The 13,775-nt window shown below is 44.9% G+C and carries 10 protein-coding genes; 7 read left to right on the top strand and 3 right to left on the bottom strand.

The annotated features are described in order from the left end of the window. Position 1: 1 nt before the first annotated feature. The 3 genes from BP861_RS04995 to BP861_RS04985 form a co-directional block, all read right to left on the bottom strand. On the bottom strand, positions 2–718 hold the full coding sequence (locus BP861_RS04995) for an amino acid kinase (protein WP_292373149.1): 717 nt from the start codon (positions 716–718) through the stop codon (positions 2–4). A 164-nt stretch (positions 719–882) separates the two neighbouring features. Beyond that, the gene (locus BP861_RS04990; protein WP_292373148.1) at positions 883–1,866 is read right to left on the bottom strand and encodes a hydantoinase/oxoprolinase family protein; all 984 of its coding nucleotides are present in this window, start codon (positions 1,864–1,866) and stop codon (positions 883–885) included. 77 nt (positions 1,867–1,943) lie between these two features. Next, on the bottom strand, positions 1,944–2,903 hold the full coding sequence (locus tag BP861_RS04985; RefSeq protein WP_292373146.1) for an ATP-grasp domain-containing protein: 960 nt from the start codon (positions 2,901–2,903) through the stop codon (positions 1,944–1,946). 328 nt (positions 2,904–3,231) lie between these two features. Here BP861_RS04985 and BP861_RS04980 point away from each other — a divergent pair, with 328 nt between their 5' ends. The 7 genes from BP861_RS04980 to kdpB all read left to right on the top strand — a co-directional run bounded on the left by BP861_RS04980 (position 3,232) and on the right by kdpB (position 13,775). Next, entirely contained in the window at positions 3,232–3,675 is a 444-nt protein-coding gene (locus BP861_RS04980) for a heat-shock protein (protein WP_292373144.1), read from the top strand. A gap of 128 nt (positions 3,676–3,803) precedes the next feature. Beyond that, positions 3,804–4,436, top strand: a complete 633-nt coding sequence (gene grpE / locus BP861_RS04975) for a nucleotide exchange factor GrpE (protein ID WP_292373143.1) — start codon at positions 3,804–3,806, stop codon at positions 4,434–4,436. Between the two features lie 197 nt (positions 4,437–4,633). Then, positions 4,634–6,487 (top strand): molecular chaperone DnaK, encoded by a 1,854-nt coding sequence (gene dnaK, locus BP861_RS04970; RefSeq protein WP_292373141.1) that lies wholly within the window; start codon positions 4,634–4,636, stop codon positions 6,485–6,487. Between the two features lie 106 nt (positions 6,488–6,593). Continuing rightward, a complete protein-coding gene (gene dnaJ, locus BP861_RS04965) occupies positions 6,594–7,763 on the top strand; it encodes a molecular chaperone DnaJ (protein ID WP_292373139.1) in 1,170 nt (389 codons plus the stop codon). Positions 7,764–8,205: 442 nt separating this feature from the next. Continuing rightward, complete coding sequence (gene trkA, locus BP861_RS04960; RefSeq protein WP_292373137.1) at positions 8,206–9,552, top strand: Trk system potassium transporter TrkA; 1,347 nt, start codon at positions 8,206–8,208, stop codon at positions 9,550–9,552. Positions 9,553–9,994: 442 nt separating this feature from the next. Continuing rightward, positions 9,995–11,701 (top strand): potassium-transporting ATPase subunit KdpA, encoded by a 1,707-nt coding sequence (gene kdpA / locus BP861_RS04955; RefSeq protein ID WP_349680995.1) that lies wholly within the window; start codon positions 9,995–9,997, stop codon positions 11,699–11,701. Between the two features lie 4 nt (positions 11,702–11,705). Next, positions 11,706–13,775, top strand: coding sequence for a potassium-transporting ATPase subunit KdpB (gene kdpB / locus BP861_RS04950; protein WP_292373133.1), 2,070 nt, complete (start codon positions 11,706–11,708; stop codon positions 13,773–13,775).

Genomic DNA, 13,775 nt, shown 5'->3' with positions numbered 1-13,775 from the left:
TTTAAATATTCCCCTTTACCACAGTACCGAGCACAGGCTTCCCATACACTGCCTGAATAACTCTATCCGAATATTTTCCGTTTACAATCTGGCATTCCATTCGGTTTTTTCGAAGAAACTCCGGCAGGGCAAAATCAATACAGCTTGTGTGATTCTCTGTACAAGTGGTAACAGAAATTTCCCTGATTAATTTCCCATTCCTTAACATTCCATCCACATCTGTGGCCTTTATTAAGATTGCCCCGGTCTGCTTTGCAACCCAGGCAGCAATAGTATCTGAGGTCACATCCCAGCTATGAGGCAGAGGATTCTCATTTCTCAGTAGCCTGTATGGGAAAAGAATAGAAACTCCCTGAGGCAGACTAGCTATCGAATCTATTCCCACGGCGCGGCTTTTATCTTGAAGATAGCAGGCATACTGCTCCATACCAAGTATGGCCATCCAGTGAGCCGCATTCTCACTTAGGGAAAAACTCTTGTCGGTCTCCCTTACGGCATCGGTAAAAACGCCTCCTCCGGGTACTATGAGAATGGAATAAGGAAGTCCTTCGGATGAACATACTTCTTCTGGTGTTTTCAGGCCTCCTGAACCAAATTCCTTTACCAGCCTGTCTACAAGTTCGGGAGCCTCTTTGATAAGGCTTCCCCCTACTTTAATCACCACTTTCATAGGTTTCCTTTCAGGTTTTTCATCCACAGATGCTCTCACCTCAATCATTGAACCGCAACCGTTGCGCCGGTTGATCACGCCTTTTTCGGGACTTTCAATTTAGCAAGATTTTTCGCTCAAGCCTTTTTTGAAAAGGCTTGTGATCACGCCTTCATGACGTTTTAGATTTAGCAGTGTTTTTTTGCTCAAGCCTTTTTTAAAAAGGCTTGTTTTTAAAAAGGCTTACAGGCAATCAGTCTCGCAGCCGCATATGCCGGGAAGACTTTTGAGATCTCTTCTCCCCAGCGTCCAGATATCGAAATGCATTCGAAACCAAGCTTCTCGGCAGCTTCCTTTATCAGGAATTCTCCAAGGCCTGCAGCTGCGATTTTTATAAGCCCGTTCCTTTCCGCAACTTCGGAAATTGCCTCAGTGAGGATAGAAACCTGTTTTTCTTTTACCTGGCCCGAAATTTCGTAGATTTCTCTTTCCTGGATTTCGGAAAGGTCGGCACATACCAGTCTTGCAAGCCTGCGCATAGCATCGGTTTTGCTCCTGCCTGCTCCATCAGCGGTCTCACAGGTATACATGCTTTCATCAATTTTCCCCAGCAGGAGATAAGCATCTGCAGTTGTAGCAAAGAGTTCGGAAGCTGTCCTGCACCAGCCCCTCTCAAGTTTTACTTTTTCGAGAAGTGAGGCAAGATTTGTCCGGAGGGTGCCTGCATACACAAGTTCACTTCTTACCAGTCGCTCAAAATCATTAAGCCCAGCTTTATGTTCTCCTGATACGATAGGGATAATGTCGCTTGTGGTACTTCCCACATCCACAAAAATACAATCGCCTATTTCTTTTCCTATCAATCTGGCTGAAGCCGCCCAGTTGGCAGCAGCAAGTTCCCTTACCTCGTCAGTTTCGCTCTGGAACCTTCCCATGCTGTTAATATAAGACACTTTTGAGAGCCCAAAGGCAGAATCAACACAGGACTTTATAAAGTGGATGCCCTGTTCCTTGTCTTCAAAACAGTCTGCAAGTTCACCGGTCATAACAACAGCAACTTTTTCAGGCTGCAGTCGCTGTGAGATTTCCTTTAAGACCTCAGGAAGCCGCGTATTTTTCCAGAGAGGTAAATAATGCAGTTCTACAATCTTTCCATCCGAGGAGGCAAGTTTAGTATTCGCTCCTCCAATATCAAGCCCGATAATCTTCGAATTCATTTTTAAGCCTTTTAATATGTTTTTTTCAAGCTTTCGATTATTCTTTACTTTCGGCTTTTCGACCTATTCCCTATCTCTCAAGCCTTTTCGAAAAGCTCCCCAAGCGCATCCTTTGAAAAGCGGTATTCTCCCCCAATATGTATCGAGTCAGGCAGTTCTCCAAACTTATTTTTCAAAAGCAAGTCTCCAATTTCCTCTCGCATAACGTGGCTAATCCCGAAAAGTGAGGCTGTGGGCCTGGGGTTTACATCCACTACATATGGAAGATCAGCAAGTATAATATCTACACCTACATACCCGAAACAGTTCAGGCATTTAACTGTGGAGATTGCAGTTTCATAGAGTTCGTCTCGCCTTGGAGTCTGGTAAGGGGTAAGGCTTCCATTATATTTTATACCGAAGGCTCCTGTTTTCCCATTTTCTCCAGCTTCAGTTTCTTTTTCGCCAAATTCTATGAACTGGCGGTTCACAGTAAGAGGAAGCGGTTTTTTTCCTGCTATAAGGCTTACGCTCAGGGTTTCTCCTTTAACATACTCGCTTGCAACGAGTTCCTCGTTGTTATCAAACTCTGTGACAAGATATGTTGCCTCTGCGCCGCAGCCGAACCTGGGCTTTGTAACATACTTTTTGCCTTCTTCAGCCTTTTTTACGATTTCAGGGGCTTTAATTCCGGCTTTCTTCAGGATTTCCGTGCACATAAGCTTATCCGCGCAGCAGGTTGCCGATTGAGGGGAACATCCCAGGTTTACGGTATTTTCTTCAAGAACTTCATTCAACTCGGGAATCATGGAATCAGGGGCAATAACCAGCCCTGCATCACAGTCCTTTGCTTTTCTCTCAATTACCTGCCTGAAACTTTCGTCTGTGGATTCAACACGCGTGCCTGCACAGATCTTCGTGCCTGCGGATGGGTAGTAAACCTCATGCCCGAGACGGGTAAAGCTTTCGGCAAGGGTTTCTAGCATAGCTGCTCCCTCAGGGATAAGGGACTTTTCAATGTCCGTGCCGACAGCAAATTCTGCAATCAGGATTTTCATCGGAAAGGAGAAACTCGGTAATTTATATATTACTTTTTGTTCCAAGCCTTTTCAAAAAAGGCTTGAGCGAAAACCCCTGGCAACGTTAGGGTTTAATAAGAACCTTATCCTCAAACCCTATCGGCGTGATCACAAGCCTTTTCAAAAAAGGCTTGAGCGAAAAATCTTGCTAAATCGAAAACCCCTAACAATGGCGTGATCAACCGGCGCAACGGTTGCGACTCAACGGTTGCGGCCCAACGGTTGGATTAAAAACTAAATTCAATATGTAAAAGTTTATATAAATTATACAGTTTATACCATAAAGTTAAACATCCAAAAACATAAGGTGCCTGGTACTATTAACAGCATAAACCCTAACTCTCAGTCGATCTTTGAAAACCCGTTTGTTAAAACTCTTGCGATTTCGGTTTTCATGGGTATATTCCTGGTTGATATGGGGCTCGGGCTCTTTGATATCTTTTCCACAAAAGAAAGTCCGTTGCCTTCCGCAGTCGTACTTTTGATCTTTGCAGTAATGTTTATTGCAGGCATGGTTTTTTATGAAAAACGTGGGCTGGACATCCTAAGTTCCCTTATCGGAGGAGCTCTTGCAGGTTTTGGATTTTCCTTTGTATTTGTGTCGCTTGTAGGCGGCGTGCAGTTTGCACTGGGTGGAGGAATCTCAGCCATAGGGTGGGACCAGGTGATTTCAGCAGTCGCGGCTTCCATGATTGCAAGCGTTGTAATGCTCAAAGTACTCTTTTATAAACTTCAAAACCACTCTTACTGATTTTTCTTTTTCGTTTGTTTTTTAAGTGATAAGTATTCCCAATGCCCGAAAAGTATTTATAGAATTACAAACAATCACAGATCACAGGACGAGCGAAACCGTTGTACTTACTTGATGGGGTTCGATGAATGAGAATATTCAATAAAGATGAAACTAAAGATTCTAAAGAAGATACCCAGGCTGGGGCTAAAAATTCTGAAGCCCAAAACTCTGGTTCTCCGGCGGAAGAGGCTTATGAAGCACTGGAAAAACCCGAAGAGGCTTCTGCCAGTCCGGAAGCTGAAAAAAGCCCTGAAGCTAGGTGCCAGGAGGAGAAACAGCTTCTTATGGATAAGTATTTCCGGCTTGCAGCAGACTTTGATAATTTCAGAAAACGGAACGCCCGCCAGATGGAGGAAAACCGGAAAGCTGTGCTTGAGCAGGTACTTCTTGACTTCCTTGAAGTAACGGATAATTTTGATCGTGCCCTTAAATCTGCAAAAACTGCAGAGGACATGAGCTCGATCGTCAGTGGAATCGAACAGCTTTCAAAGCAGTTTTTCTCGATTCTCGAAAAGTACGGGATTGAGAAGATTGAGAGTGAAAAAGCCAGCGAATTTGACCCTCACAGGCATGAGGCAGTTCAACATATCGAGACCTCTGAAGTCCCGGACAATACTATAGTAGATGTTTATAAAACGGGATACGCTCTTAACTCTAAAGTTATCAGGCCTGCTATGGTTTCAGTGGCCAGAAATCCTGATGATGAAGCCGAGAAGTAAGGAGAAAATCTACTCCTGAATTCAGGTATAACTTACTTTCTGATTATACTGAATAACTTTACTCTAACTTTACCAAATAACTTAATAAATAATTTAACTTAATGATTTGTCTAAAAAAATTTGTCTAACTCTATAATTAAATATAAATTTTAACTGAATAATTAATAATTTAACCAGGTAATTAGTGAGGATAAAACATGGCAAAAATACTTGGTATTGACCTTGGTACTACTAACTCATGCATGGCAGTAATGGAAGGCGGGGAAGCTGTCGTGATCCCTAATGCCGAAGGCGCAAGGACAACCCCGTCAGTGGTCGGATTTTCTAAAAAAGGAGAGAAACTTGTAGGCCAGGTTGCAAAAAGACAGGCTGTTTCGAATCCTGAAAATACTGTTTATTCCATTAAAAGGCATATGGGAGACGCCAATTACAAGGTGACTCTTCAGGGAACGGAGTATAAGCCACAGGAAATCTCCGCGATGATTCTTCAGAAGCTCAAAACCGATGCAGAAGCTTATCTTGGAGAAACTATCAGACAGGCTGTTATCACAGTCCCTGCCTATTTCAACGACGCCCAGAGACAGGCTACAAAGGATGCAGGGGCAATTGCAGGTCTTGAAGTCCTGAGAATTATCAATGAACCCACTGCCGCCTCCCTGGCTTACGGGCTTGACAAGGGAGATATAGAACAAACAATTCTTGTCTACGACCTGGGTGGCGGAACCTTTGATGTATCCATTCTCGAGCTCGGAGGCGGAGTCTTTGAGGTAAAATCCACAAGCGGCGACACTCGCCTCGGAGGAGACGACTTCGACCAGCGTATTGTTAACTACTTACTTGCCGAGTTCAGGAAAACCGAAGGAATTGACCTCTCAAAAGATAAAGCCGTACTCCAGCGCTTAACCGATGCTGCGGAAAAAGCCAAGATCGAGCTGTCCGGAGTTGCAAGTACAAATATCAACCTTCCATTCCTTACAGTTGGTCCGGATGGGGAACCAAAGCACCTCGATGTCGACCTGACCAGAGCCCAGTTCCAGAAGATGACCGAGGACCTTCTTGAAAAGACCCTTGTATCTATGCGCCAGGCTCTCAGTGATGCAAAACTTACTCCAAATGATCTCGATAAAGTGATTCTGGTCGGAGGTGCCACAAGGATGCCTGCAGTAGTCGAGCTTGTGGAGAACTTTACCGGCAAGAAGCCTTACAAGAACATCAATCCTGATGAGGCCGTTGCAATTGGGGCAGCCATCCAGGCCGGTGTGCTAGGAGGCGAAGTTAAAGACATCCTGCTGCTTGATGTTACTCCTCTGACTCTCGGAATCGAAACGCTCGGAGGCATAGCAACCCCGCTGATCCAGAGAAACACGACAATTCCAACGAAGAAAAGTCAGATCTTCTCAACAGCAGCTGATAACCAGCCTTCAGTAGAGATTCATGTCCTTCAGGGAGAAAGGGGAATTGCTTCCGAAAACAAGACTCTCGGCCGCTTTACTCTGGATGGTATTCCACCAGCTCCGAGAGGCATCCCGCAGATTGAAGTTACTTTCGATATTGATGCAAACGGGATCCTGCATGTAGGTGCAAAAGACCTCGGAACCGGTAAGGAGCAGTCCATATCCATCCAGAAGCCGGGCGGACTTTCGGATGACGAAATCGAGCGCATGGTCAAAGATGCGGAAATGCATGCCGAAGAAGATAAAAAGCGCAAAGAAGACGTCGAGACCAGGAACAATGCCGAGGCTCTGATCAATGCTGCGGAAAAGACATTAAAGGAAGCCGGAGATGTGGCCACAGAAGACCAGAAGTCAAAGGTAAATGCCGCAATCGAGGATCTTAAGAAAGCTCTTGAAGGTAAGGACAGCGAAGCCATTAAGACAAAGACTGAAGCTCTTCAGGAAGCCGTATACCCGATCTCCACTGCAATGTACCAGAAAGCCCAGCAGCAGGCTCAGCAGGCTTCAGGCGAAGCAGGAAGCCACGATGCAAAAGGTCCTGAAGAAACGGTCGTTGACGCTGATTATGAGGTAGTTGACGACGAAAAGCGTAAATAAAGTAAAACTAAGTAATAAAAAAGGCCTGGAGATTCTCAGGCCTTACCGGAAACCTGCTGCTGCAGGCTCCGGAGCTTTATCTTTTTTAAAATAACAGGGAATCCTGATGGCCACAACACGTGATTATTACGAAATTCTCGGATTATCCAAAGATGCCTCACCCGAGGATATAAAGAAAACGTATCGAAAACTTGCGCTAAAATATCATCCTGACAGAAATAAGGAACCTGGGGCTGAGGATAAGTTCAAGGAGATCTCCGAGGCTTATGCCGTTCTTTCAGATGATGAGAAACGTGCTCAGTACGACCGCTTCGGACATGCCGGAATAAACGGGCAATACAGCGCAGAAGATATCTTCCGTGGTGCAGATTTCGGCGGCTTCGGGGACATATTCGAAATGTTTTTCGGTGGTGGGGGAAGCAGACGCGGTCCTATGGGGCCGAGGAGAGGATCTGATCTCCAGTATGACATGTACATCACCTTTGAGGAGGCAGCTTTTGGAGTCCGTAAAGATATCGACATTCCGAGAACGGAAAGGTGTTCAAACTGTTCCGGAACCGGGGCCAAACCCGGAACAAGCCCGAAGCGCTGTCCCACATGTGGCGGCACAGGGCAAATCCACACCACTCGTTCCGGATTGGGCATGCAGTTTGTAAGCACCACCACCTGTAACACCTGTCACGGCAAGGGCCAGATTATTGAGTCTCCCTGCCCGGTCTGCAGTGGTACAGGCAGAGTCCGGAATACAAGGAAAATAACAGTAAATGTGCCTGCTGGTGCTGATTCAGGTATGCATCTAAGGCTCAGCGGAGAAGGAGACTCAGGAGAACCTGGTGCTCCATCCGGAGATCTCTATGTCGTGCTTCATGTAATGGAACATCCCTACTTTAAGCGGGTCGATTACGATGTAATTTCCGAACTTCCGATCTCCTTTACTCAGGCTGCACTCGGGACGGATGTAATGGTCGACACCCTCCATGGAAAGGTCAAGATGAACATCCCTTCAGGAACCCAGACCCATTCCGTATTCAGGCTTAAGGATAAAGGAATTCAGCACCTGCACGGGAACAGAAAAGGTGACCAGCTCGTCAGGGTTGTAATCAAGACTCCAACAAAACTTACTCATGAACAAAAGGATCTTCTTCGTCAGTTCGAAGCTCTGAGCAGCGGCAAGAATCCAGAGGGAGATCAAAACGGCAGGAACGAGAAGTCCACTGAGAAATCTAAGAAAAACAAAGGTTTTTTTGAGAAAGTAAAGGATGCCTTTGAAGGTTAAAAGCAGCTTTTAGCCGCAGCCTATTCTCCCTTCTTGAGGCCTTTTTTCATCCCTTTTCTACTTTTTTCTTTTTTACTTTATTTTTCACTTTATTTCCTGAGGACTCGTTAAAGTTTGTAATTTTTTTATTTCTGCAAAATCTAAAAACATTTATATATAGCTGCTTAAGTCTAAATCTTTAGTCTTCAGTTCTAAAAAGATACTGGGTCTTATAAATTCGGTTTGCAAAACACTTAATTTCCAGAGATGGTAACACGCTGCTTAATTTTATCACAAACAATTTATCGGACCGAATTTTACAGCCGTGTCTTATATATGTTCTATTAATTTTCCATGTTTTTTCTTTCAACTTATATCTTGGTTTATCCTATACCTATTGTTTTTTGTCCGCCAGGTTTCACAATATCAGATTAGTTAAAAACAGTTTTTCTGAAGGTGTGCTATGAAGGTTATAATTATCGGCGCAGGAGAAGTAGGTTATCACATCGCAAAGGCTCTCTCCCCAAAAAACGATGTAATAATTATTGAAAAATCTGAAAGAGCATTAAAAAGGGCAGACGAACTTGATGTCCTTGTTATTGAAGGAAACGGAGCAAATGCTGAAATTCTAGCAAAAATTCTTCAAGATACTGATTTGCTTGTGGCTGTGACCGGTCTCGATGAGGTTAACATTGTAGCCTGCATGACCGCCAAGCTAATAGCCCGAAACAAGCCCGGATGGAAGGAAATTAAAACCATTGCAAGGGTCAGCAACCCGGATTACATAGATTCGCCTGTGACCTCAAGGGCTCAGGTTGGAGTCGATCTTATGATCTGTCCTGAACTTGCACTTGCCTCCGAAGTTGCTGAGATCCTGTCAAGCCCTTCAGCGATAAATGCCGAGATGCTTGCCGAGGGAAAAGTCCAGATGACTGAGTTTGCAATAAGTCCCGAAAGCAAGCTTGTAGGAAAACAGATGCAAGACCTCCAGCTTGCTGATTGCTGCATTGTCAGTGCGGTTTTTCGAGATCACGAAATAATTATTCCTAATGGAAGCGACGTAATCAAGGCAAATGACCACATGGTAGTTGTGGGCAAACCTGAGGCTATGGAAAATCTGGGCAATATTTTCGGAAGCCAGGTACCCCACAGGAATAGAGTTCTTATTATAGGCTGCGGCATTGTAGGATTTTATCTGGCTAAACTGATAGACAAAGAGGAGAATGCCGACCTTAAGATTATCGAGCACAGTAAAAGCCGCTGTATAGAAGTGGCCGAGACACTGGAAAATGCCCTTATTTTAAACGGGGATGGCACTGACCTCAATCTGCTCAGGGAAGAGGGCATTGAGAATACGGACGTTGTTATTTCAGTCACAGACAGCGATGAGAAAAATCTTCTGTGTTCACTGCTGGCAAAACAGATGGGGGCAAAGAAAGTGGTTGCCAGGGCTGACCGTTCGGACTACCTGCCTCTCTTTGAAATGGTCGGTATAGATCTGGCAGTCAGTCCCAGGGAAGCAACTGTAAACGAGGTTCTTAAGCTTACCATGGGCAGGGGAATACAAACCCTCACTACCATTGAAGGCGAAAGAGCGGAGATCATAGAATATACGGCTTCTGAAAACTCGAAAATTGTCGGGAAACCTTTAAACAAAGTAAAGTTCCCAAGAGGAGCTCTCATCAATATGGTGGTCAGGGGAAAAGATACTATAGTCCCAAGAGGGGATTTTGTAATTGAAAAACAAGATCGGGTGGTTATCTTTTCTATGGCTTCTGCAATGTTGGAAATCGAAAAGTTTTTTAGATAAATTTCTAAGAGCAGGAGCTTCCTTATAGGCAACAAAACCGTTTTTAATGCTTTAAGGAAAATTCTGCTCCTTCTGGCGTTTATAATTAATTTCTGCATACCTGAAAGCCTGAACAACTACTCAAGGCTTTAAAAAAAGGTTTTTCCTGAAACTTCAGATTTAATTCTTTCTCATAAGACACATTTTAATTCTGTCCCTCTCTTTAATGGCTGGTGGAAAATCCTCTTATTTTTATTAGCTTAGGAAATTAAAGCATTTCTCTCCCGGTAAATAAACTGTTTCTACGTAATCTACTGGATGGCTGAATTTTCGAAGTTATCTACAAATTAAATTTCTTTACCAAGGAGAATAATTATATAATCTTGGTCACCCTACGTTTTTCATTTCTTATCTATATGAAAAGAGGTTCCTGTTTCAACTGAATATAACAGTCGTGAACCATATGATAACACAAAATGTAACCTTGGATGGTTTAATGCTTATCCTCTTTTTGGTTATCGTTACCGGGGTGGCATTACCTTTCAGCAGTTTCTTTATCCGGGTCTTTACCGGATATATGTCCCGAGGAATTCCGGGCCATATTGAAAAAACAATCTACAGATTTTCCGAGATAGATCCTGACCAAGAAGATGGGTGGAAGGGCTACGCCCGGGATATGCTCGCATTCAATGGTATTGGTTTTGTAATTCTCCTTATACTACTTCTTCTTCAAGGTTTTCTTCCTTTCAACCCAGAAAATTTCGGGGCTTTTAATCTTTTTACTGCAATTAACACTGCTACCAGTTTTGTCACTAACACAAACTGGCAGGTCTACAGCGGTGAAACAACAGCAAGCTATCTTACCCAGATGGCTGGTTTTACAGTCCAAAACTTTCTCTCCTCTGCTACAGGCATCTGCATAGCTATTGCAGTAATGCGGGGAATCACCCGCCAGTCTACCGACAGGATAGGGAATTTCTGGGTGGATATCACTCGCTGTACCCTTTACATTCTTCTTCCGATAGCTTTCATTTTCGCCCTAATACTGGCTTCTCAGGGTGTCATCCAGAATCTGGACCCATATGCCCAGGCTATAGGGTACGGCCCGACAGGACAGCAGACAATTGCAATGGGGCCAGTAGCCTCACAGGAAGCAATAAAAGAACTCGGTACCAATGGAGGAGGATTTTTCAATGCAAACGCTGCACATCCTTATGAAAATCCGACATCTTTGACTAACCTGATAGAAGTTTTTCTTATTCTCCTGATACCTGTAACTCTGCCTCTTGTCTTTGGAAGAATGACAGGTAAAATGTGGCAGGGATGGATGATCTATACTGTTATGTTAGTATTATTCTTAGGTGGTTTCTGTACACTTTACGCTGCAGAACTGACAGGCAATCCTCTGGTAAAAGAGCTTGGGGTTTCCGGAATATCCATGGAGGGAAAAGAAGTCAGGCTTGGACTCTTTGGATCGTCACTCTTTGCCACATCTACCACAGCAACATCGTGTGGGGCAGTCAACTCCATGCATGATTCACTCACTCCTCTTGGTGGTCTAGTGACTTTGTTTATGATGCTTCTCGGAGAGGTCGCCTTTGGAGGAGTTGGGTCCGGGTTTTACACCATGATAGGGTTTGTGGTACTTTCAGTCTTTATTGCAGGATTGATGATAGGACGAACCCCTGAATACCTTGGAAAAAAGATAGAGGTACTTGAGATGAGGGCTGCTGTCATAGCTGTCCTTGTTCCTGGCGTCCTTGTTCTCCTGCTTTCGGGTATTGCACTGGTTCTACCAAACGTTGAAGAATTAATGAAGAACCCTGGTCCTCATGGGCTCTCTGAACTGATATACGCTTTTGCTTCCATGTCTCAAAATAACGGTAGCGCCTTTGCCGGATTTGATGCATCAAATCCGTTTTACACACTGATAGGTTCTTTAGCAATGGTAATAGGCAGGTTCGTCCCGGCGGTCTCCATGCTGGCATTGGCGGGATCGCTAGCGCAGAAGAAAAAAGTTCCGCCCAGCTCAGGAACTCTTCCCACTGCCTCAGTTACATTTTCGATCTGGATGATCCTGGTAATCCTGATTATCGGCGCTCTTACATTTTTCCCTCTCTTTGCAATGGGGCCTATCGCCGAGCACCTGACCATGATAGGAGGGATCTGAAGCAATGCCAAGAAAACGATACCCCAGTTTAGGTGCTTTTGAATCGAAACTTCTTCGTGAAGCACTGATCAGTGCGGTACTTAAACTGGATCTGCGCCAGCAGGCTGGGAATCCGGTTATGCTGCTAGTGGAAATAGGAGGTATCCTGACCACTATTAGTTTCATTATCAGTCTTTTTTCTGCTACCGCAAGAGCCTCCTTCTTTACGGGCTTTGTTTCTTTCTGGCTGTGGCTAACAGTGCTTTTTTCCAACTTTGCGGAATCAGTATCTGAAGGACGTGGAAAAGCCAGGGCAGCATCCCTCCGCCAATCAAGAACCAGCGTTCCAGCCCGAAAGCTCAAAGCAGAATCTTTCGACGCTTCTTCCGTCGAGATATCTTCCTCTGACCTCAGGAAAGGCGATCTGGTCCTCGTAAAGGCAAATGAAGTAATCCCTGGAGATGGAGAAGTCGTGAAAGGGGCTGCACTGGTCAACGAAGCCGCAATTACAGGGGAGTCAGCCCCAGTTGTGCGTGAATCTGGGGGTGACCGGAGTGCTGTTACCGGAGGAACTACCATTATTGCAAATGAGATTATTATCAGAATTACTACTGATCCTGGGCAGACTTTCCTCGACCGCATGATTTCAATGGTGGAAGGTGCCGAGAGGCGGAAGACTCCTAACGAAATAGCTCTCGAAATTCTGCTCATTGCGCTTACAGGCGTATTTCTCGCGGTTGTGGTTAGCACCTATTCGGTTTCTGCATACAGCGCTGCCTCAAGCGGAAGGGGTGCCCCTGCCAGCCTCACAGTCCTGATTGCACTTTTCGTCTGTTTAGCGCCCACAACCATTGCAGCCCTGCTTCCAGCAATTGGAATAGCCGGAATGGATCGGTTATTCAGGTTAAATGTCGTTGCTCTTTCAGGAAGGGCGATTGAGGCTGCAGGAGATGTAAATGTCCTGCTGCTGGACAAAACGGGAACTATCACTTTAGGTAACCGACAGGCAGCTGAGTTTTTGCCAGTAAATAATCAGTCACTTGATGACCTGACTGAAGCTGCTCTGCTTTCATCTTTTGCGGATGATACTCCTGAAGGGAAAAGTATTATCGCTTTAATTCAGGAAAAAACAGGAATAGCTCCAGTTTCTCCGGAAAATGTCACTTTCATACCGTTCTCTGCCGCAACAAGAGTTAGTGGTGCACAATGCAAAGATACAACTTATCTGAAAGGTGCTTCAGATGCAATAGCAAAAGCTGTTCTGGAACGCGGGGGTGTCATTCCGTCGGACCTGAAGGCGAAGGTAGATAGAGTCGCGTCTGCAGGCGGGACACCCCTTGTAGTTGCTCGCAACGAGACAATTCTCGGTGTTATCTTCCTCAAGGATATCTTGAAAACAGGTATTAAGGAGAGGTTTGCAGACCTGCGTCGGATAGGGATAAGGACGGTTATGATCACAGGCGATAACTATCTCACTGCTGCCACTATTGCGGCAGAAGCCGGAGTAGACGATTATCTGGCAGAAGCAAAGCCTGACGACAAACTCAAAATGATCAGGGACTATCAGAATGAAGGATACATGGTTGCTATGACCGGGGACGGGACAAATGATGCTCCTGCTCTTGCCCAATCCGATGTGGCTGTGGCAATGAACAACGGCACACAGCCTGCAAGAGAGGCTGCAAATATAATTGATCTGGACAGCGACCCTACAAAATTGCTGGACATTGTCGAGATAGGTAAACAAATCCTGATGACTCGGGGAGCTCTGACAACTTTTTCTATTGCCAATGATATTGCCAAGTACTTTGCAATTATTCCCGCTGCCCTTATAGGAATCTATCCGCAGCTTGAAGTACTGAATATCATGGGCCTTGCAACTCCCCAATCTGCCATCCTTTCGGCAGTCATATTCAATGCTTTGGTAATTCCAATGCTGATCCCGCTTGCACTCGCCGGGGTAAAGTTCAAGACTATGCCGGCATCGAAACTCTTTGCCTACAACCTGACCATCTTTGGCCTTGGAGGAATAATCGCTCCGTTTATTGGAATCAAGGTAATTGATCTGGTATTGGCCGGATTACTACATATCTGA

The sequence above is a fragment of the Methanosarcina sp. UBA411 genome, from assembly GCF_002495725.1.
GTDB lineage: Archaea > Halobacteriota > Methanosarcinia > Methanosarcinales > Methanosarcinaceae > Methanosarcina.
The sequence above is the reverse complement of the archived record's forward strand: the minus strand, read 5'-3'. Positions and strand labels throughout refer to the sequence as shown.

Bases quoted from the DNA above. Each gene is read 5' to 3' on its own strand.
- dnaK (WP_292373141.1), top strand. From the start codon at position 4,634: ATGGCAAAAATACTTGGTATTGACCTTGGTACTACTAACTCATGCATG.
- grpE (WP_292373143.1), top strand. From the start codon at position 3,804: ATGAGAATATTCAATAAAGATGAAACTAAAGATTCTAAAGAAGATACC.
- kdpB (WP_292373133.1), top strand. From the start codon at position 11,706: ATGCCAAGAAAACGATACCCCAGTTTAGGTGCTTTTGAATCGAAACTT.
- trkA (WP_292373137.1), top strand. From the start codon at position 8,206: ATGAAGGTTATAATTATCGGCGCAGGAGAAGTAGGTTATCACATCGCA.
- kdpA (WP_349680995.1), top strand. From the start codon at position 9,995: ATGATAACACAAAATGTAACCTTGGATGGTTTAATGCTTATCCTCTTT.
- BP861_RS04985 (WP_292373146.1), bottom strand. From the start codon at position 2,903: ATGAAAATCCTGATTGCAGAATTTGCTGTCGGCACGGACATTGAAAAG.
- dnaJ (WP_292373139.1), top strand. From the start codon at position 6,594: ATGGCCACAACACGTGATTATTACGAAATTCTCGGATTATCCAAAGAT.
- BP861_RS04990 (WP_292373148.1), bottom strand. From the start codon at position 1,866: ATGAATTCGAAGATTATCGGGCTTGATATTGGAGGAGCGAATACTAAA.
- BP861_RS04995 (WP_292373149.1), bottom strand. From the start codon at position 718: ATGATTGAGGTGAGAGCATCTGTGGATGAAAAACCTGAAAGGAAACCT.